The organism is Methanosalsum natronophilum, from assembly GCF_024808815.1.
Classification (GTDB): Archaea; Halobacteriota; Methanosarcinia; order Methanosarcinales; family Methanosarcinaceae; genus Methanosalsum; species Methanosalsum natronophilum.
Genome location: NZ_JANUCS010000010.1, coordinates 55,791 through 76,725, shown reverse-complemented (window position 1 = coordinate 76,725; position 20,935 = coordinate 55,791). Strand labels below are relative to the sequence as shown.

Below are 20,935 nucleotides of genomic sequence, written 5' to 3'. Positions count from 1 at the left end.
GAACGAAGAATGGTTAACAGGAAATAGATATTTAAACATGGATCTCTAACTAAAGTGTGGTACAGGAGAATTTACAGCAAAATAGTGACACAACCGACTACGTTTCAATTTCACTTTATTTGACATTTTTTTCCTCTTTTTATTGATACCTTAAAATCTACCATTATATAGAACTGTTTGTAAGTATATATTCATCTCCGTCGAGTGACTAAAGAAGCTACGTTCATTGAATTTATTATCATTATTGCTAAAATAATTGCAGAAACTAGTTTGATCTCATCTGGTAATATTTCACTAGCAGCTCCAACAATAAATGCTACTTCAATATTGAGCATATAATATATGTGATCTAGTATTAACCCGAAGATCATAGAGAATAGTACAATTACTGATAAATATACTGCAGCTGTTCTTTTACCTAAAAACTGTGTTACCATTGTCAGTGTTACTATATTAGTAGCGGGTCCTGCAAGCAAGAATACAAACGCAACTCCTGGACTGGCTCCACTTACTATCAAAGACGCTGCAATTGGTGTTGAAGCGGTTGCACAGATATAAAGGGGTATTCCTACTAAAAGTATGATAAGCATTGAAATAACTCCACCACCTAGATACTGGCTTAACAGCTCGGATGGAATTATATGAGTAATTGCACCTGCAAGTGCAATGCCCAAAAGTAACCATTTCCCAATATCTTTAACTAGATCTACATAAGCGTAAGTTATCCCCTCTTTAACTCTTGAATAGAAATGTGGTTCTTGTTCAATTTCATTAAAACAATCTGATTTATCTTCACAGCAATCGGATCTGCTACACGAAGTCTTTGACGGGGACTCCAAATTTGTAGTTATTATTTTATCATCCTGTATGCTACTTTCACCTTTATCAAATATGTTTTCAATAATACCAGCTGTAGAAGCAGTGATGAAAGTTGCAAAAGGTCTAAAGAAAGTCATAATCGGATCCAGCAAAGCATAGGTGATTGAAATCGAATCCACACCTGTTTCTGGTGTTGCTATCATAAAAGATAAACTTGCACCTTTAGTAGCTCCTCTTTCCCTTAATGAAAGAGCCGTTGGAACTACTCCGCAGGAACAAAGAGGTAAAGGTATTCCTGCAATTGCAGCATAAATGGAAGATTTTATTTTTCCTGCAGACGTTCCAAGGTACTGTACTATTTTTTCATCAGGTAAGAAAACTTTCAAAATACCTGCGATCCCAAAACCCAGCAACAAATATGGTGCAGCCTCTTTAAAGATGATCCAGGATTCTACTAATGTCCCAATAACTGAATTTAAGATAAACTCAATGTACATTTTATGATGAATCTCCCTAATAGATTTAGCAGGAATAAAATAGCGCAGTCATGTTATTGAATATATTAGTACTATACATAATGTTCTTTAGAAGCATCATTCATTCAATATACGGTACTTCAATCAAATTTTAAGAGTATATTTTCTAAAAGAACTTAGCAAAATTTCAACATTCATATCATTTAATACATGAAGATTTATGATACTATTAGATCCTAAAACACCAAGTTATGAAATGCACAAAAGCTCTTTTGATTAAAATTTCATAGTTTTAAATTACACATTTTTTATGAGTGAAACTTCTTCCTAGATTGCAATAAACCTATTTGTTCAGGTAAAATAAAGGTATGAGATCAGTAAAGAACATAGAATCAACAACGAAATCCAATCACTTTTATCCATCTTCAATTCATAAAGATTAGTTCGTTCTTGTCCCTGGAAACATCTATTTTCCATTGCAATAACTAATTCTTCTACATAGTTTAATGAATTTGATACAAGAGGTATAGATATTGAAGATATGGACTTTAAGAAACTGCGTGACGGATCCATACCTCTCGATACCTGTGCATCTTTAATTTCCTTTGCATTCTCGAATAACTCTGGAATAAATCTTATTGAAAGGGACATCATCGTTGCAAGTTCATGTGAAGATATGCCTAAATATTTTAAGGGCAGAGGACGAAGGATTCTTTCAATACCGTTTGTAATCATAGAAGGCCTTGTGGTGGATGTTAAAACAGTAGCAAATAGGATAAGAAAAACAAATCTGCTAATCACAGTTAATCCAAGATACAGTCCTTCATAAGTAATTGATGTATTAATGAATGAAATTATCTCATTACCATCTGTAAATAAGAGTTGCATTATAAAAATCAATAAAAAAAACACGAGCAAAGGCTTTAAAGAATACCAATAAACACGAGGCTTTGTTTTTGAAATAAATGCAATAAATAGGAAGCATATAAATACAAATAAAAATTGTTCTAAAGTTTGTGAGGCGAACACAAGTATACTGAACAAAAACAAAGCTAATAGCTTAGTACGAGGGTCAAGCTCATGTATTAAAGATTTTCCAGGGAAATAAGAAAAAAACATATTAGACATGATCTTTCATCCGTTTATGAACATAGCTTTTGATCTCGCTAAATGCTTCATTCACTGTATACAAGTTTTGGTTAACTTGAAGACCATGCTCATTTAATTTGCTCATAAAATGAGTAATAGGTGGTTTATTGGATGAGGGAAACTCAATAAACTCCTGTACAGATCCATGGAAATCAATAGTTCCATCTTTAAGATACAATACATCCTGTGCGAGTGATAATAATTCAGTAAGTTGATGTGTTATCATGATTATAGTGGTTCCCTTCGAGTGAATTAAACCTAGATTTGATAATAAGCCTTTTTTCCCACAGTAATCCAACCCAGTAGTTGGTTCATCGAGAATTAGATATTTTGGTTCCATAGCTAAAACTCCTGCTAAAGCTAATTTTTTCTTTTCACCCCCACTTAATTTGAAAGGAGAAGTTTCTAGGTTTTTTTGTTCAAAACCAACTATAGCACTTGCTGTAAGAACCTTTTGATGAACATCTTCCTTTTCAAACCCAAGGTTTAAAGGTCCAAAAGCTATATCTTCATAACATGTTTTGGAAAAAAGTTGTTTTTCTGGATTTTGAAACAGAACTCCTATAGTTCCTTTGACGGATCTGTGTCCCGCATCAAAACCATCTATCAAAACAGTTCCATTATCAGGCTTTAATAGACCAACAACTAATCTTAACAGAGTTGACTTGCCTGCACCTGTATCTCCAAGGATGGCCGTAAATTTACCCTCATCTACCTTAAAGGTTAAATTATTCAAAACCTGATTTTCAAGAGAAGTGCCTTTACTATAGCTGTAAGTTACATCTCTGACAACAATTGGCATAAATTCTCCTCTAGCCTAGAAATATCTGTAATTTCAAGACTTTGTTTAATTATTCCTTCATTATAGAGCATAGAATATAATTGAACAATTTCAGGTACTTCAATTCCCATTTGGTCAAGATCATCTAGCTTAAAAAAATCAGTTGGTGTACCTATAAAATCTATAATACCATTATCTAGGTGAACAAACCTATCAGCATCCAGTACTTCTTCAATTCTGTGAGTAACATAAATTATTGTTTTACCGATTTTTTTCAACTTGTTAATGTAGGCAAATATCTCACACTTACCTTTTTGATCTAGCATTGAAGTCACTTCATCAAAAATGATACACTCTGGTTCCATAGCCATAACACCTGCAATAGCTGTACGCTGCATTTGTCCACCACTAAGTGTTTTTGGTTCTCTGTATCTAAATTCACTCATAGATGTAAATTCTAATGAGTTGTTAACCAACTGACTAATTTCATCTGTGGGTACATTTAGGTTTTCAGGTCCAAAAGCTATATCTTCTTCTACAGTAGTCCTTACAAACTGTGTAATTGGATTTTGAAATACAATACTAGCTTTTTTCCTTATAGCTAACAGGTTTGATGGTGACGCCGTATTTAATCCATCTATCAAAATATGGCCACTTGTAGGAATTAATAATCCATTTAATAGCTTGGAAAGTGTAGACTTACCACATCCGTTTTTCCCGATAATTGCAACAAATTCTCCACGTTCTATTTCAAGATCTATTCCTTTTATTACTGGATTTCCTTTAGAATATTGGAAATAGACATTTTTAATTTGAATAAACACATTAAACCTCATAATTTGATGTAATGTATGCTGCAGCAACTACCTTTATAATATCAGGAACCAAGAATGGAACAACGCCTACAATAATCGCTTCTTCTAAATTCAAATTTGCTACTATGCTCATTTGTAATACTCCAAGTGCATATATCAAGATTAGTCCAGAAACAATTATTAATGAATTATGGAAAAATGAACTACAACTAGTTTTTTCTTTCAAGGATCCAATCATAAATGCTGCAAATACAAATCCTAGTAAATAGCCTCCAGTTGGGCCCAATAATACACCTACACCAGAACCACCACCTGCAAAAACAGGTAAACCAACTATTCCTAACAATAAATAAACAATTAGACTAATTGTTCCCCACTTTTTGCCTAGATAAGTAGCAGCTAAGAACACAAAAAGGATCTGTGCAGTAATTGGGACAGGACTAATTGGCAAAGGAATCCTAATATAAGCTGCAACTGCTATGAGCGCAGCAAAAAAAGCAGCTAAGACCATCTTTTTAAGATCTTCTGAATCAGTGTGAATGAACTCCTCGCCTTTAATGTTAACCATGAGAGCTAAAAGGTTAACATTGAATTTAAGGTTTTTGCGCTCTATTGATCATTTACAAAACAATAGACTTAAAAACTAGTACTAGAAAGAAATAAAAAAAAAGAGATTACTGGAATAAATCCAGTAGAACTTAGTTAATAGTTTCACATGTCTTCTGGCATATCTGGCATAGATGGCATTCCACCGCCTCTTCCACTAGATGCAATAACATCATCAATCCTAAGTATCATGACAGCAGCATCAGTAGCGGCATTTATAGCCTGTGTTTTAGTTCTAAGTGGTTCAACTACATCATTTTCCCACATATCGACTACCTTACCTGTGTATACGTCAAGGCCTGCTCTTCTATTACCTTTTTCATGTTGAGCCTTCATTTCGACGATAATATCAATTGGGTCAAGACCTGCGTTTTCTGCAAGTGTTTTTGGGACTATTTCCAAAGCTTCCGCGAATTTGGAGACTGCTAATTGTTCTCTACCTTTTAGTGTTGATGCAAATTCAGATAGTTTTAGTGACAGTTCAATTTCAGGAGATCCACCTCCAGCTACTATCTTGCCATCTTCAACAGCAACGCCTACAACGCGAAGTGCATCATGCAGGGCTCTATCTAGACTCTCAACTACATGCTCAGTACCGCCATGTAGTACAATTGAAACAGCTTTTGGGCTTGGACAATCAATAACAAATGTCATTTTTGACCCAGCAACGTTTCTTTCTTCCACAATCCCTGCAGAACCCATGTCTACATCTTCAATTTCATCTATATCTTGTAGAATCTTAGCCCCAGTGGCCTTTGACAATTTTTCAAGGTCACTTGACTTAATTCTTCTAAGTGCATATATGCCTGCTTTTTGTAAGTAGTATTGAGCAAGGTCATCAATACCTTTCTGACAAAATACAACATTAGCACCAGATTCTACAATCTTATTGACCATATCTTTGATCATTTTCTCTTCTTGATCAAGAAACATTTGCATCTGGTCTGGTGAAGTGATCTTGATTTCGGCATCAACCTCTGTCTTTTTAAGTTCAAGAGCCTGACCAACCAACAAAATCTTTGCATTTTCAACACGATTTGGCATATTTGGATGAACTTTTTCCTTATCTACTACAATACCGTTAATAAGTTCTGAATCCTTTATGCTTCCACCTGCACGCTTTTCAATCTTAATATCATCTACATCAACTGTAATTTTTGAATCAGATTTTTCTGCGATTGCTCTTATTGCCTCTACAGTAAGCTTTGCAAGTTTTTGTTTGTGGGATTCAGCACCTTTTCCTGTTATAGCAGTTGCAGCTATTTTTTCTAAGGTTTGGTCATCATTCTCCTCTACCTCAATTGTTACATTCTTCAAAAACTCTGCAGCTTTGCGAGTAGCCTCAAAGTAACCACTTGCGATTACGGTTTGGTGTATTCCCATATCCATAAGTTCTTCAGCTTTCTTTAGAAGCTCACCAGCCAGTATTGCAGCTGTTGTAGTACCATCACCCACTTCATCATCTTGTGTTTTCGAAACCTCTACAATCATTTTGGCAGCCGGATGTTCGATATCCATCTCTTTTAGGATAGTTGCTCCGTCATTTGTGATAACTACATCTCCCATTGAATCTACAAGCATTTTATCCATGCCTTTAGGTCCTAATGTAGTTCTTACTGCATCAGCAACTGCTTTTGCAGCCATAATGTTATTTCCTTGAGCATCTCTTCCACGAGTTCTTTGAGTTCCCTCTGCTAGAATAAAAATAGGTTGTCCACTCATATTTGCCATTAATATATCCTCCTTTTAGTTATACGATTAATTCTTGATATGTGTTTGTTTTGTAAAAGAACTAGAGCACAATCTGTGCTCATTTTAATATTTCTAAATGTAAGCACGTCTATATAAAACTATGCTTGAATTTAAGAGAAGAAATCAGCTATGAAAGTATATTACAAATAGAATTCATTAATTATACATGTTAGCTTGATAATATGGCCAAAAAACAAAAATTAAGGTCTAATTCTGATGTAAATCAATTTAAAATCTCAGAGCCGTATATGTCTGTTAATAACATTCTAATTTTAGAATAGATATATTCTTTGTATCTAGTTCTATTGTTTATGTCAAATACCGCAATATCTGGGATATACCATGAAACACCTGAAACTAAGTTATTTTCTTCCATTTCTTCTACGAATGAGTGGAGCTTACTATAATCATCGACCCATTTTCTCCAATCACTGCTTCTCATGTTACTAGGATCTCCAGCAATTGCAGTTTCAAGTTTTTTGATCATAAATCCAAATACCTGGAACCACTGGATATCATCTTTTGAAGCATTGGCCTTTCCCTGCTTAATATCCTCTTCTAGTTGCTTTAAAAAGATAAAAATATCACTTGACTTTAACTTATTATTGCTCATATTATTAAGTAATGTTTCAGGGCCTTTCATTTAATGCCTCCTTGCAAAAATAACTATTACTATAGTAGAATAAATGTGCTTTACTTTTAAATAATTGTTTATTAATACATAACTAATAAGGTAAAAAAAGCGTCCCGACCGAGATTTGAACTCGGGTCTAAGGCTCCGCAGGCCTCAAGGATATCCACTACCCTATCGGGACAATTCGCGTCAAGCTAATGCTTTATATGATATAAATGTTATTATGATGCAGTTTATTCAAAAAAAGTTAAATTCAACTAAATTGATGTATAATAACATGTCAATCACAATCGGACTCGCAGGTAAACCTAATGCAGGCAAATCCACTTTCTTTAAAGCCTCTACACTAGCAGATATTGAAATTGCTAACTATCCTTTCACTACTATAGATGCGAATAGAGGAGTAGGGTATGTTAGTACAGCATGTCCTTGTAATGAAACAGAAACTCAATGTAGCAACTGTGTTGATGAACAAAGATATGTTCCAATTGAAATAATTGATGTTGCTGGTTTGGTACCAGATGCACATAAAGGAAGAGGTCTTGGAAATAAATTCTTAGATGAATTAAGGCAAGCATCTGCAATCATACATGTGGTTGATAGCTCAGGCGGAACTGATCAAGAAGGTAATCCTGTAGATGTTGGCACGCATGATCCTGTAGAAGATATTTATTTTTTGAATAAAGAACTCAATATGTGGCTTTTTGGTATCCTGAAACGAAATTGGGACCGAATTTCTAGAAAAATAAAAGCTGAAAATCTAAAAGCATCATTGGTTCTATCCGACCAATTAGCAGGGGCCGGGATAAATGAGGAAGATGTCAATGAAACATTAGTTAAGTTAAAACTGAATAAAGACTGCACTAAATGGGAAGATGGCGATTTACTGGAACTATGCAACAATATGCGTATTTTGAGTAAACCTATGATAATTGCTTTGAATAAAGTAGATGTAGCTCCGGAGCAAAATTTACTTAGAATAAGAGAAATGGACATTTTAAATATAGGTACAAGTGCTGCAGCAGAACTTGCTCTTAGGTCAGCATCATTAAATAAAATTATTGATTACAAACCAGGCTCTTCAAATTTCAAATTAATCTCGGAAAATATTTCCACATCTCAGAAGAAAGCACTTGATTCTATTAACGATTTCCTTCAAAAATACGGTAGTACTGGAATACAAGAAACTATTAACAAAACAGTTTTCGAACTCCTTGATATGATCGTAGTATATCCAGTGGAAGATGAGAAAAAATGGACTGATAAAGATGGAAATATGCTACCAGATGCATTTTTGATGAAAAAAGGATCCAATGCACATGATTTAGCTTATAAGGTTCACTCTGATATAGGAGATTCTTTTTTATATGCGATAGATGCACGAACTAGAATGAGATTAGGTGAAAAGCATGAACTAAAAAACAATGACGTTATTAAAATAGTTTCAACTGCAAAATAAAGTCATTAAACATTTCTTTCCATAAGAAGTGCATGATCATTAGGGTAATAATCTTTTATCCTAGCTGAAATGCGGAATCCATGCATTTTGTACAGTTTCTGGACATCCTTTTCTTTTTCTCTGACTTCTAAGAAAATTGATATCGCGGACTTTTTGGCCGAGCAATTAATACAGAACTGAAGTAGGCTAGACCCTATCCCTTTGTTTCTATGAAGGGGATGAACTGAGATATTGATAATATGGACATACTCCTCAATTTTCTCAAAAATAATGTACCCTACAACTTCCTCCTTAAGTTCATAAACAAAAAAACCTGGCATTTGTACCATTGAATAAAAAATATACTTGTGCCATGGATTCGGAAAAGACATTTTTTCGATTTTGATAACCTGATTTAAATCACGGGTACTTGCAGCTCTAATCATATGTTACACTTACAACTTAAGTTGAAACTATTTATAGTATATTGGATAACTATATTTTAAAGATTCTAGTTAAAAAATATTTTAAACTAAAAAACTTAGTTTTGAACAATGTATGTGATTATAGCGTGCCCTAAATGCAAGTCAAGTGTTCAGATAATTGATGATATACGAGCAAAAAACACAAAGTGTCAGCAGTGTGGTGCAATCTTACCTCGGAAAAGATTAAAAAAACTATATGAAACAGCTGACTTGAATAAGGCCATAGAAGCAAGAGGCAGAATTCAATTTGAAATGGACACCAATTCTGAGATTTCTCCGAATATCTTGAAAAAATATTTGACAGACCCACGTCCTGGCCATAGTAAAAAAAAGGATATTAAATCTATTATTATTCAGGTCATAGATAAAAATGGGGGAACTATGATCATTTCAAATTTAAAGAACGAACTTAAAAAATATGATTTCAGTGAAAATCAAGTAGAATCTACTCTAGACAGAATGCTGGAAGTAGGTGAAATATATTGTCCAAGAGTTGGTTGGGTTGGACTTATTTGATTGTAAATTGAAACCCTATATTTCTGAACTAACGTAATATATATCTAAAAAGAAATCATATTAACTATCTCTTATTTCACTGGATAACTATCAAAGAGGGTTCAGACCAGGTATAATCATGAAAAATCCACTTATTGACATTTTAGAAATATTACTTACTGCTGAAGTGTATAATCGTCACGAAGAATTAGATGTAAACGATCTCCCAAAGCCTATACGTAAACGGTTTTGGAAAAAGGAATATAAGAGTGTTCCAAAACCAATTTCAGTTTCAGTTGATGATATAAAATTTTTGTTAGGAATTGAAAATGTTGTGAAAGAAGTCAAATCCTTACCTTTCATCGAGGTTGATAAGGCTGGTTTTAGGCTAAAAATCACTTCTTTAGAACTTGCAAGCTCTTGGTTCAATAAACATGATGAATCTAAAGAAAAAATTGAAACCAATCCATCTCTTGCATTTTACTATGAACAGCTGAAAGAAGATGGAGTGGACTATATAAGTGCTAAAGAGAAGGTGAAACCGAAAGAAGTTGATCGAGAATGGGTTGATTCACTGATCAGTGAAATAGAGGAAGAAGAGGGTGGAAAAGATATGCTGAAATTAGTTCGCATTATCGCCCCCGAAGATATAATGCAACCCTTATCAGATTTGATATTAACTAAAAACCAAGAAGAAAAGATTGAAAAAATAGTTAGAGCAATCAAACATAGGGAGTATCTTCGACAAATAGGCCTCTATGATATTGGTAAACTTCTAATGGTAGGTCCACCAGGTACAGGAAAAACCTCAGTTGCAAGAGCTCTATCTGAAAGGCTAGACATTCCATTTGTTGAAGTTAGGCTTTCAATGATTACAGACCAGTACTTAGGTGAAACAGCTAAGAATATTGATCGCGTTTTTGAACTAGTAAAAAAATTAGCACCTTGTATCTTGTTTATTGATGAATTTGATTTTATTGCAAAAACTAGAGTTTCGGATGAACATGCAGCTCTCAAAAGAGCAGTAAATACTTTGCTCAAAGCAATAGATGAAATCAGTCTTACTAGAGATGGGGTTTTGCTAATAGCGGCAACAAACCACCCACGAATGCTTGATAGTGCAGCTTGGAGACGTTTTGATGAAATTATGAATTTCCCACAGCCAGATGCTAGTATGAGAAGACTGATTCTTGATATCGTTACAAGAGATATTGAAGGTGAATTTGATACAGCTGAAATATCAAACGTGACCGAAGGCTATACAGGATCAGATCTAAGAATGGTGATAAGGGAAGCGGTCTTGAGCTCTCTTGTAGATAATAGGAAATATCTGACTCAAGATGATTTGGTGGAAGCCGTTGATAATTTCAATGAAAGGGCTCTAATAAAGTCAAGTGATAATTCATTTTGATTTAATTAGAGAGGTGAATGATGGAAGTAACATTATTGGGAACTGGTGATGCTATAGGAACACCTGTAGTTGGATGTAAATGTGAAACATGTAACGATGGAAGGAATGGTGGCAAAAGTAGAAGATACCGGTTTTCAATATTAATTAAATCCAATAATGGCAGTTCAATTCTTGTAGATACGGGACCTGACCTAAAATGGCAACTGATTGAAAACGACATTGGACACATCGATGGAGTTATCTGGACACATGGGCATTATGATCACTATGCAGGTTTTGTAGAATTCCATAGAATTCAGAGAAAAGTGGACGTATATGGCTTATCGGATACACTTGACTACATCCTAGATTATCTCTATTTTTTGAAACCAATTCGCCACGATGTGCAAGCTTATGAAACATTTAATATCGATAATTTAAACATAACTCTTTTTGAAGTAACCCACCCTCCACTGAAAAAAGTTGTAGGTGTAGTGGTCGTGGAAAATGGAAAAAAGGTTGTTATCACGGGCGATACTTGCGCTAACATCCCTAAAAAAAGCATGGATATTATCAAAGAACCTGATGTGTTGATTGCTGATGCAATTGTACCAACTGGGTTTAATGTACAAAAACACATGGATGCTAAACAGGCATTGGAACTATCTGAAAATATCAAAGCTAAGTATACAGTTTTGACTCACTTAAGCCATTATTTTAAACCCCATGATATTGCGACTAAAGAATTCCCTTTAGGCTATGATGGGATGAAGATAATCGTTTGAAAATAAACTCATGTAACAATCTTATATACTAAATATTCGTTTACTATTAGTTGTTACAGAAAATGAATACCAATAAGGTTTTAAATATGTATGTCTTCCTACATATCGTTAATATAAACAGGAGATTTTGATATGACGTTTGGAATAGAATTTGTACCAAGCGATCCGGTTCTTAAGATCGCATCTTATGCAAAGCTTGCAGAAGATCAAGGGTTTAGTAATGTATGGATAACAGACCACTTTAATAATCGTGATGTCTATACGACACTCGCGGTTCTCGCAATGAACACCAATACCATTAAACTAGGTACCGGTGTAACCAATCCTTATACAAGGAATGCAGCAATAGCTGCTTCAAGTATTGGCTCAATAAATGACATTTCTGGTGGAAGAGCAATATTGGGAATTGGTCCAGGAGATAAAGCAACTTTTGACTCAATGGGAATCTCATGGGATAAACCACTTACTACGACCAAAGAAACAATAGAAGCCCTAAGGGGATACTTTGCCGGTGAAAAAGTAAGCATGGATGGGGAAATGGTAAAAGTTGGCGGAGCCAAAATGGCATTCAAAACAGGTAATATCCCTATATATATGGGTGCCCAGGGTCCAAAAATGCTTGAATTAGCCGGGGAGGTCGCAGATGGTGTACTAATTAATGCATCTCATCCAAAGGACTTTGAAGTTGCCATGGAAAAAATTTCAGCAGGCGCTAAAAAAGCTGGAAGAAGCATGGATGACATAGATGTAGGCGCATACACCTGTTTCTCAATAGATAAAGATTCAGAAAAAGCTCAAAAAGCAGCACAAGTTGTAGTTGCATTTATAGTAGCAGGTTCCCCAGATATGGTACTCGAGCGTCATGGGATAAATCCTGAAGATAAACAAAAGATCGGTGAAGCTATATCTAAGGGAGACTTTGGAGCATTGATGGGTGGATTGGTCTCAGATGCCATGATGAATGCATTTTCTATATGTGGTACCCCTGAAGAATGCAAACAAAGAATTGATGATCTACGTAAGATTGGTGTAACTCAAATCGTAGTAGGATCACCAATAGGACCTAATAAAGAAAAAGCAATCAAGCTCATTGGAAAGGACATAATTGGAGGAAAGTGAGATTGCATCCAAAGATTGCAGAAGTCATTGAATATGATGTCTGTACTGCTTGCGGGGCATGTTCGGCAGTGTGCCCCGTCAAAGCTGTCAGCGTTAATACAAAGGCAGAAATTAGAGATCCAGATGATTTGACACTATATGTCAAAGGAGCTGCTCCAGAAGTATGCGAAAAATGTTACGCTTGCGGCAGAGTTTGTCCAGTAGTCCATGGCTACCTCAAAGATGAATTTGAAAATGTGCAAAACTTCTTTGCTGCAAAAAGTGCGATCCCAGGCCAAGATGGTGGTGTGACCTCTGCTATACTAAAATCATTATTAGAGAAAAATGAGATTGATTGCGTTGTTGGGATTGTCAGGGATGAAAACTGGCAGACAGAACTTATTCTTATGACCAAACCAGAGGACGTGGATAAAACAACCGGTACTAAATATACTTATGATTCAGTAGTTTCTGCACTAAGGGAACCATTTGAACAATATGAAAGAATAGCTGTAGTTGGTGTTCCGTGCCAGATCCATGGGTCAAGGCTAATTATGGATAATATTAATGATAAGATTGTCCTACTGGTAGGTCTTTTCTGTATGGAAAGTTTTTATCATGATGTCATGACTGAAAAGATAATTCCAGAAAAACTTGGTCTTGAAGTATCAGATGTAATGAAACTAGATTTTGCGAAAGGAAAATTCTGGGCATACACAAAAGATGGGGAAACACATAATGTTCCTATCCCAGAAATCGCTCCATTAGCCAGGGAACCATGCCATGCTTGCTGTGACTATACTGCTATACATGCAGACATATCAGTGGGTTCAGTTGGAGCACCAGATGGATGGAATAGTGTCTTAATTAGAACCGAAACCGGTCAGAAATACTTTGATTTAGTAGAAGGTTTAGAAACTATGGAGGATCCAAAACCAGGTATGTCTTTGATTAAGAAACTAGCTGACATGAAACATTCTAACAATACCGAACATTATTTAGAAGCGTGTGAAAAGTTCACTTTCGATGATGCAGGCATTTACTGATACATATCTATATATCTTATGTAAAGCTGAACTTTAATTTAGTGTGAAGAGTATGGCTAATGATGTAATTTTTATGTATCGGAAACTTGTTTGCACATTGTTTTTATTTTCAACGAATATCTAGTGATAATTAAATTTTTTCTCAAATAAAAAAACCACCAACTTCCTAGACTTTATTTTTAATTCGTTAAATTATGGGTCATGAAATGCACATGAGAAGAGCTTTTTATATTGGAAGATTTCAACCATTTCATTTAGGACATCAGGCAGTGCTTGAGATGATTGCCAAAGAAGTAGATGAAGTGGTAATTGGGATTGGAAGTGCTCAAAGAAGTCATGAACTTACAGACCCTTTTACGGCAGGTGAAAGGGTTATGATGATCCGACATGCTTTAGGTAATTCAGGTATTCCTCACTATGCTATGCCAATAGAAGATATAAAACAAAATACTGTTTGGGTAGCTTATGTTACAGCAAGAACACCCCCATTTGAAATAGTTTATTCTAACAATCCATTAGTTATTCAACTTTTTAAGGAAGCTAATGTTAAAGTAAAACAACCACCAATGTATCTAAGAAGCCAATACTCTGGTACTGAGATCCGCTCAAGAATGTTGAAGGGAGAAGATTGGAAACACCTCGTATCTCCTGAAGTAGCCGATGTTATTGAGGAAGTGAATGGAGCCGATAGGCTAAGGAACCTAGCAATGAGTGATGATCCATAAAGGTTGCTAACATTACACCTGCGTTAAAGGGGTTATGTAGAACAAAAGCCAAATTATTATGTAAGATTATTTTTTAATTGTTAATGAAATAGTCATTTCTTTCTAAAACCTTTCAAGTGATTGGAATATTTATTTATTATTTTTATTGATTTTAAAATCTGTACCTAAATTGAGTTACAATGGGCTTAAGACTACGGAACTGTAATGAAAAAATTCTTATTAACATTTTTTGGGTTAATTATTTCACTTGTTAAGACACTGATTAATTGAGGTGATTAATATATGGGAGATGAAAATAAGCCACCAGTATTTTGTGAAAATTATTGTATTATTTGCAAAGGAGCAAGGTCAGGCAATTCAATAGCTAAAAAACTTCAGGAAATAGAACTTAGTATTCTGGGCGAAGAGGGCTGTCCTTTTGGAAAAGCTCGTACAAAATATTATGGAGTAACTCCTGATCAACCAGTACCACCACAAAATGATAACTGATGATTGAACTAGAAACTGTTCGCCTCATATTGTAAGATAGTATGTATACATGAGAGCGAACAATACCATATTTTGTTAAGCAATGATGTGAGATGAACTATAGCGATACAAAATGATTGAAAAAAGCATCATGCATTTTTGTTAAAAGAGAAGGTGAATTAAATGGACCTTTCCGTCCAATCTACATTTCCAGGCCTGAACTTCTCTAACCTATCAATTTTATTCTGTTTTAAACTAGATATAATATAATCAGCATACATAGCAACTGTGTTAATGTCTTTTCCACTGGTATCGATCTCAAAGACATTTTCACAGAGTTCAAATGCTTCAACCAAAATCACATCTAAAATTTCTGCCTCAACATTCTCGGTTACTTTCGATTCAGAATAATTTCTCAATGCTAAACGCTTTTCAATTATCTCTGGTGGAGCCCTGAGGACAATTGCATTATCTACTACATAATGTGATAAATGGCCATCTATAACAAGTGGCTCATTTACAGTATACTTTAATGTGCTGTTTATTTGCTTTCTGAGTATCTCGGTATCTACAATTAAAGAATCACGTTTAGGATCCATAATATTTTCTGGTTGATACTCTTCAATAAAGTTATACAGGTCAAGAATTTGATAGTTGTACTCTGATTTTAAAGTATTTGTAACACTAGTTTTGCCAGTACCTGGTGTACCTGTAATTCCTATAAACATAGATTGTAATTTAGACATAACCGATTCATTTTTTTTTATTTCATTTAACTATACTCAAGAAGTTCTTTATAATGTTTTTTCCTTCTTGAGTGAGTATCGATTCTGGATGGAATTGGACCCCATATATAGGAAGTTGTTCATGAGAAATACCCATTATAATACCATCATTAGATTTTGCAGTTACTTCCAAATTGTCTCCAAGCTTTACGATAGCCAATGAATGGTATCTAGCACTTAAAAACGGATCAGGTATATCTTGAAATAAAGATGATCTATTATGATAAATCTCACATTCTTTACCATGTACTGGCCCGCTCATTGAACGTCCAGTTTCTCCTCCAAATGCTGTATTTATTGCTTGGTGTCCAAGACACACACCTAGGATTGGTATCATATCTTTAAAATATGATATGATATTGATACAATTTCCTATATCCTTGAAATTGTCAGGATTCCCGGGACCAGGTGAAATTACAATACTATCAGGATCTATTTTTTTGATACTTTTCAATGAAATGTTGTTAGGTACAACTTGTGTTTCACTTCCATTTATAGAGAAATAATCAACGAGGTTCCATACAAAAGAGTCTCTGTTATTAATGAACAATGTTTTCATAAAGTATCAGCTCCAATCGTTTGAAGCATTGCTCCCATCTTCCGCTCAGTTTCAATATATTCATTTTCAGGAATTGAGTCAGCAACAATTCCAGCACCAGCTTGTACAGTTGCAATATTACCATCAATAACTACAGTTCTGATTACGATTGCAAAATCTGCATCTCCATTCCAAGAATAGTAACCAACACCACCTCCATATACACCCCTTGAGGATTGTTCGAGTTCATCAATGATCTCCATGGCACGAATTTTAGGTGCACCAGAAAGTGTTCCAGCCGGAAAAGTAGCTCTTGTGGCATCAAATTGATCACACTCATCTCTAAGAATCCCAGTTACTGTACTCTCGATGTGTTGTACGTGAGAATATTTAATGACACTCATTAATTCTTCAACGTCAACTGTCCCTGGCTTGGATACCATTCTCACATCATTTCTTCCAAGGTCAACTAACATTGTATGTTCAGCACGCTCTTTTTCATCACAAATCATTTTTTCAGCGTACTTTTTATCTTCAACTTCGTTTTGACCTCGTGGACATGTACCAGCAATCGGGTTAATAATTATTTTCCTATTATGCACTGTCAATAAGGTCTCTGGACTCGCTCCTACTATACTTAATTCTTTAAACTTAAATAAGTACATATAGGGACTAGGATTAATGTTTCTTAACCTATGATACAATTTAACAGGTTTTTCATTATATGGGAAACTATATTTCCTTGATAGAACTACTTGAAAAATATCACCATTGATGATATGTTCCTTTGCAATCTCAACCATGTTCATATATTCATCTTGGTCAATGCTACATTTTGGTGAACCTGCAATTTGTGGCTGAGGTATATCTGTAAGATTAATATTTTCTGCACTTTTTGCTAATTGATAAAGTTTTTCAGCTTCACTTATAGCACTATCATATATCTTTTCAGGATCATCGTTAGTAGTCAAAAATGGGGTTAAAACGATATAACTTTTGTCAGCAACGTGATCAAAAATGAATGTTTTGCTACTGATGGCATACTGCATATCGGGATTAGTTGAATCTTGTACCCGTTTTTCACGATCTAACCAGCAATCAAAAACAATATCATATGAATTATAACCAATTGCTCCACCAAGAAAAGTTTGCCTATCAAACGTCTTAAAGTTTAAAAAATCAGTATCATTAGATTTAGGGAATATATGACTAAGTGCTTTAAGGACATCAATTCCATTTAATATCTCGAAAACATTTTTTTCCTCAATATCATCTGAGAACTTAGATATAGACATTATGTTGGAAGTTAAAGTCTTCGTAAGACTTGATGACCGCAACTCATTCACATAAATATTTCTATTTTTAATTGAAATGACCATTTCAGGCTCAAAACCAACAAAAGAGTATCTAGCACGTTTTTTTTCTTTTTCTACGGACTCTAAGAGATAAGAATAATCACTATCTTTAACACTTTCGTATAATTGAAGGGGAGTACACGAAGTATCAATTTCGCACATTAACTGAATTATAGCAGGACATCGTGCATTTTGGTATAAGTCAATGAACTGTTCTTTTGTAATATCAAATGAAATCATTCAGACACCTGGTTTTCATCATAAATTGTTTTACCTTAGTCTCATCTTTATGTCCCTCTGACTCTAATGAAGAAGAAACATCTAGACCATAAGGCAAGACTTGAGTTATTGCATCCTGTACATTACTTGAATTCAATCCACCTGCAAGTATTATTGGTAGAGATGAATTCAATACTATATTTCTACTAATATCCCATCGATGTACATACCCAGTCCCACCAGCTCTTTGTAAGCTATAACTGTCTAAAAGAATGGCATCTATCAAATCTTTATTTTCGTACTTCAGGATGGATTTAATCAATTGTTCCCCCATTTCTTCTGGGTTTAGTATGTCATCAGTTGGTACTGAAAATGATTTTATTATAGGGATACTGCACATTTGTCTTAAATTGTTCATTTGATCAACACCAATTTCAGAGTGTATTTGGACAATATCGGGCTTTGCTAACCTTATCATATCTACAGCCTCTTTTGCATCTACTGGCATGATAACCATTACACTTTTAACAAAAAGTGGAACCTTAGAAATGAGACCAGATGCAGTTTTAATATCAATATTTCGTGGAGTATGAACAGGAACGTTTGTTATAAATCCGACTGCATCAGCTCCATATCGTGTAGCGATCTCAATATCTGCAACCGACTTTAAGCCGCATATCTTTACTCGAGGTACTATCATTAGAATCGTCCTTAGAATTAGAATATTTTTTAAAATCTGCTAGTTTTTTCAATGCTTTTCCGCTATCAATTATATTTTCAGCTAACATAACTCCGTCTTTTATAGACGGTACAATACCAGCTACGTATAATGAAGCAGCTGCATTTATCACAATTAGATCCCTTTTAGGACCCTTTTCGCCATTTAGTATATAAAGAGCATCCTGAGCATTCTCATCAGCGGTTCCACCTACAATTTCGGGCGCAGTTGATCTTTTAACACCTAATTCTTCAGGTTTTAAAATATAGGTTTTGATAAAATCGTTATTAATTTCAGCTACAAAGGTCTCTGAAATGTTTGATATCTCATCCATTCTATCTCCATGGACAACCAAACCTCTTTTAACACCAAGGTTTCTTAGTACTCTTGCCATAGGTTCACACAAATTCTTGTCATATACTCCAATAACCTGCCCTTCAGCTCCAGCAGGATTTGTTAAAGGTCCTAATATATTGAATATTGTATGAACTCCAAGCTCTCTCCTAATACCTGCAACCCTTTTCATAGAAGGATGAAATAATGGAGCTAACATAAATCCAATCCCAATTTTCTCAATTGAATCTTCTACTTCTTTTGGTGAACAATCTATACGTATACCTAAACTTTTCAACATATCAGCACTTCCTGAAAGTGAAGTGACTGAATAGTTTCCATGCTTTGCCACAGGAACTCCCGCAGCAGAGGCTATTATTGCTGAAATTGTCGATACATTGATCGTATTGTGTAGGTCACCTCCAGTTCCACATGTATCAATGATAGTTCCAGTTGTTTTTGGATGAATTCTGTTGCTAGCTTTTCGCATACCTTTAGCAAATCCTGTAAGTTCATCGTCGGTGACACTTTTCATTCTTAGAGCAATAAGAAATGCTGCAATTTGAGCATCAGTTGCCTCCTTAAATATCATATTCATAGCTTTTTCTGCTTCTTTACATGTAAGATCGAATCCTTCAGTTACCTTTTTTATGCAACTCTTCATTTAATCACCAGCAATGCGTAAAATGTATATTTTTGTACTATAATGTACAATAAAATAACAAATACATTATATATATACATTATGGTATATAAAGTAGGAAATGGAGTTATTGGTAAAATGGTAAAATAATGTTGAATTGATCAATTTGTTCTGGGTCACAAGGAGTCAAGCTGATTAGAAATAGTAAAACATCAAAGACTTATATTAGATATAAACAATAATGTAATTCATGCTTTCCATGATTATTTTAGCACTGGCTATTAGCTTAATTCCTGTTATTATTTATTTGATCTATGTGCTTGCAGTTTTATTTACTGATGACACTGTAGCACTTGAGCTGGATAAATATCCAGATATAAGTGTAGTCATTCCAACCTATAATGAGAGTGAAGTGATTGAACACAGAATTAAAAATTTAGTTGATGATGTGTCCTATCCCACGAATAATATTCATGTTATTGTAGTAGACGATGGGTCTTCAGATAGTACTGTAGAACTAGCTAAGACTGCATTTAATAAATATGGGATTTCGGGTGAAGTAATATTAAAAGAACAGAGGAGTGGCACTAATGTTTCTGTTAACCTTGGTGTAGAGAGTGCTAATACCGATATTGTAATCACCACTGATGCTGATGTGGTCTTTGAAGATAATGCATTAGAAAGGGCAATAGCACGTCTTTTGAGTGAAGATGATATAGGGGCAGTTTGCGGTGAACTTCAACCTGTATTAAAAAAAATGTCATTTACCACGGGCTCTGAGAAAGCTTATCGTTCAGTTTATGGTAAGATGTGTACTTGGGAAAGTGGTCTCCATTCAACTTACTGCTTTAATGGACCTCTGATAGCTTTAAAAAAGGAAGCATTTACTCCTATTCCTGAGAACCATGGGGCATCAGATGCAGGAATGGCTCTAAGAATCATTCGCAATGGTTTTAGGACTGTTTATGAACCACAAGCTAAGTTTTATGAGTACATTACCTCGGATTTGAAGCAACAAAGAAGGCAAAAGATCAGAAGGGCAGCAAGGTTACTTGAAGCTACATTATACAATAAGGATATGTTTTCTAGAAAGTATGGTAAGTTTGGTATTTTAGTTTATCCACTAAGATTTGCTATGTTCTTTATAGTCCCTACTACTTTTTTTGCAAGTGTTATGCTTTGGTCTTATGTTCTAAGCCAAATTCAAGTGATTTATGGGACTCTTTTTGTACTGTTATTTTTCTTTGTTCTGATTTCAGGAAAAATACGTCCAAACCTATTGTCTTCGTTTATATGGCATCAACTCTATCTTTTTGTTAGTCTATTACATATGTTCAAAGATAAACATATATGGAAGGCGGTTGAAAGAGAGAAGGTTTGAA

General features: G+C 34.7%; 22 protein-coding genes and 1 tRNA gene. 9 read left to right on the top strand and 14 right to left on the bottom strand.

Annotated elements, in window-relative coordinates; genetic code table 11:
• Nucleotides 1-191: 191 nt before the first annotated feature.
• The 8 genes from J2T59_RS06635 to J2T59_RS06600 form a co-directional block, all read right to left on the bottom strand.
• Nucleotides 192-1,316, bottom strand: coding sequence for an SO_0444 family Cu/Zn efflux transporter (locus J2T59_RS06635; RefSeq protein WP_259135118.1), 1,125 nt, complete (start codon nt 1,314-1,316; stop codon nt 192-194).
• A gap of 330 nt (nt 1,317-1,646) precedes the next feature.
• Nucleotides 1,647-2,414 carry an energy-coupling factor transporter transmembrane component T family protein gene (locus J2T59_RS06630; protein ID WP_259135129.1) on the bottom strand — a complete coding sequence of 256 codons (768 nt, stop codon included), beginning with the start codon at nt 2,412-2,414 and terminating at the stop codon, nt 1,647-1,649.
• 1 nt (nt 2,415) lies between these two features.
• Entirely contained in the window at nt 2,416-3,246 is an 831-nt protein-coding gene (locus tag J2T59_RS06625) for an ATP-binding cassette domain-containing protein (protein ID WP_259135117.1), read from the bottom strand.
• Nucleotides 3,222-4,049 carry an energy-coupling factor transporter ATPase gene (locus tag J2T59_RS06620; protein WP_259135116.1) on the bottom strand — a complete coding sequence of 276 codons (828 nt, stop codon included), beginning with the start codon at nt 4,047-4,049 and terminating at the stop codon, nt 3,222-3,224. Before J2T59_RS06620 ends, J2T59_RS06625 begins: the two co-directional genes overlap by 25 nt.
• A 1-nt stretch (nt 4,050) precedes the next feature.
• Nucleotides 4,051-4,608 carry a biotin transporter BioY gene (locus tag J2T59_RS06615; protein WP_259135115.1) on the bottom strand — a complete coding sequence of 186 codons (558 nt, stop codon included), beginning with the start codon at nt 4,606-4,608 and terminating at the stop codon, nt 4,051-4,053.
• Between the two features lie 143 nt (nt 4,609-4,751).
• Nucleotides 4,752-6,368 carry a thermosome subunit alpha gene (gene thsA / locus J2T59_RS06610; protein ID WP_259135127.1) on the bottom strand — a complete coding sequence of 539 codons (1,617 nt, stop codon included), beginning with the start codon at nt 6,366-6,368 and terminating at the stop codon, nt 4,752-4,754.
• A gap of 253 nt (nt 6,369-6,621) precedes the next feature.
• Nucleotides 6,622-7,041 (bottom strand): hypothetical protein, encoded by a 420-nt coding sequence (locus J2T59_RS06605; protein ID WP_259135114.1) that lies wholly within the window; start codon nt 7,039-7,041, stop codon nt 6,622-6,624.
• A gap of 100 nt (nt 7,042-7,141) precedes the next feature.
• Nucleotides 7,142-7,213 (bottom strand) — tRNA-Arg (locus J2T59_RS06600).
• A gap of 96 nt (nt 7,214-7,309) precedes the next feature.
• Between J2T59_RS06600 and J2T59_RS06595 the strand changes: the two genes are divergently transcribed.
• Complete coding sequence (locus tag J2T59_RS06595) at nt 7,310-8,491, top strand: redox-regulated ATPase YchF (protein WP_259135113.1); 1,182 nt, start codon at nt 7,310-7,312, stop codon at nt 8,489-8,491.
• A 5-nt stretch (nt 8,492-8,496) separates the two neighbouring features.
• Here the strand turns inward: J2T59_RS06595 and rimI are convergent, their stop codons facing one another.
• Nucleotides 8,497-8,916: a ribosomal protein S18-alanine N-acetyltransferase gene (gene rimI / locus J2T59_RS06590; RefSeq protein ID WP_259135111.1), complete on the bottom strand. Its 420-nt coding sequence runs from the start codon at nt 8,914-8,916 to the stop codon at nt 8,497-8,499.
• Between the two features lie 108 nt (nt 8,917-9,024).
• Here rimI and J2T59_RS06585 point away from each other — a divergent pair, with 108 nt between their 5' ends.
• The 7 genes from J2T59_RS06585 to J2T59_RS06555 all read left to right on the top strand — a co-directional run bounded on the left by J2T59_RS06585 (nt 9,025) and on the right by J2T59_RS06555 (nt 14,983).
• Complete coding sequence (locus J2T59_RS06585) at nt 9,025-9,471, top strand: DUF5817 domain-containing protein (protein ID WP_259135109.1); 447 nt, start codon at nt 9,025-9,027, stop codon at nt 9,469-9,471.
• Between the two features lie 118 nt (nt 9,472-9,589).
• A complete protein-coding gene (locus J2T59_RS06580; protein ID WP_259135107.1) occupies nt 9,590-10,861 on the top strand; it encodes an ATP-binding protein in 1,272 nt (423 codons plus the stop codon).
• 20 nt (nt 10,862-10,881) lie between these two features.
• Nucleotides 10,882-11,625: an MBL fold metallo-hydrolase gene (locus J2T59_RS06575; protein WP_259135125.1), complete on the top strand. Its 744-nt coding sequence runs from the start codon at nt 10,882-10,884 to the stop codon at nt 11,623-11,625.
• 132 nt (nt 11,626-11,757) lie between these two features.
• The gene (gene mer / locus J2T59_RS06570; RefSeq protein WP_259135105.1) at nt 11,758-12,744 is read left to right on the top strand and encodes a 5,10-methylenetetrahydromethanopterin reductase; all 987 of its coding nucleotides are present in this window, start codon (nt 11,758-11,760) and stop codon (nt 12,742-12,744) included.
• A gap of 2 nt (nt 12,745-12,746) precedes the next feature.
• Nucleotides 12,747-13,769, top strand: coding sequence for a F420H2 dehydrogenase subunit FpoF (fpoF, locus tag J2T59_RS06565; RefSeq protein WP_259135103.1), 1,023 nt, complete (start codon nt 12,747-12,749; stop codon nt 13,767-13,769).
• Between the two features lie 206 nt (nt 13,770-13,975).
• Nucleotides 13,976-14,494: a nicotinamide-nucleotide adenylyltransferase gene (locus tag J2T59_RS06560; RefSeq protein ID WP_374761081.1), complete on the top strand. Its 519-nt coding sequence runs from the start codon at nt 13,976-13,978 to the stop codon at nt 14,492-14,494.
• Between the two features lie 282 nt (nt 14,495-14,776).
• Nucleotides 14,777-14,983 carry a hypothetical protein gene (locus tag J2T59_RS06555; RefSeq protein WP_259135101.1) on the top strand — a complete coding sequence of 69 codons (207 nt, stop codon included), beginning with the start codon at nt 14,777-14,779 and terminating at the stop codon, nt 14,981-14,983.
• Between the two features lie 158 nt (nt 14,984-15,141).
• Here the strand turns inward: J2T59_RS06555 and J2T59_RS06550 are convergent, their stop codons facing one another.
• Genes J2T59_RS06550 through trpD form a run of 5 tightly spaced genes read right to left on the bottom strand, consistent with a single transcriptional unit; the run spans nt 15,142 to nt 19,574 of the window.
• On the bottom strand, nt 15,142-15,708 hold the full coding sequence (locus J2T59_RS06550) for an adenylate kinase family protein (RefSeq protein ID WP_259135099.1): 567 nt from the start codon (nt 15,706-15,708) through the stop codon (nt 15,142-15,144).
• A 22-nt stretch (nt 15,709-15,730) separates the two neighbouring features.
• Nucleotides 15,731-16,306: an anthranilate synthase component II gene (locus tag J2T59_RS06545; RefSeq protein ID WP_259135097.1), complete on the bottom strand. Its 576-nt coding sequence runs from the start codon at nt 16,304-16,306 to the stop codon at nt 15,731-15,733.
• The gene (gene trpE, locus J2T59_RS06540; RefSeq protein ID WP_259135095.1) at nt 16,303-17,880 is read right to left on the bottom strand and encodes an anthranilate synthase component I; all 1,578 of its coding nucleotides are present in this window, start codon (nt 17,878-17,880) and stop codon (nt 16,303-16,305) included. Before trpE ends, J2T59_RS06545 begins: the two co-directional genes overlap by 4 nt.
• Nucleotides 17,867-18,559 carry a phosphoribosylanthranilate isomerase gene (locus J2T59_RS06535; protein WP_259135093.1) on the bottom strand — a complete coding sequence of 231 codons (693 nt, stop codon included), beginning with the start codon at nt 18,557-18,559 and terminating at the stop codon, nt 17,867-17,869. Before J2T59_RS06535 ends, trpE begins: the two co-directional genes overlap by 14 nt.
• Nucleotides 18,507-19,574, bottom strand: a complete 1,068-nt coding sequence (gene trpD / locus J2T59_RS06530; RefSeq protein WP_259135091.1) for an anthranilate phosphoribosyltransferase — start codon at nt 19,572-19,574, stop codon at nt 18,507-18,509. Before trpD ends, J2T59_RS06535 begins: the two co-directional genes overlap by 53 nt.
• A gap of 229 nt (nt 19,575-19,803) precedes the next feature.
• On the opposite strand from trpD, the gene J2T59_RS06525 reads away from it, so the two are divergent.
• Complete coding sequence (locus J2T59_RS06525; protein ID WP_259135090.1) at nt 19,804-20,934, top strand: glycosyltransferase; 1,131 nt, start codon at nt 19,804-19,806, stop codon at nt 20,932-20,934.
• Nucleotide 20,935: the final 1 nt, after the last annotated feature.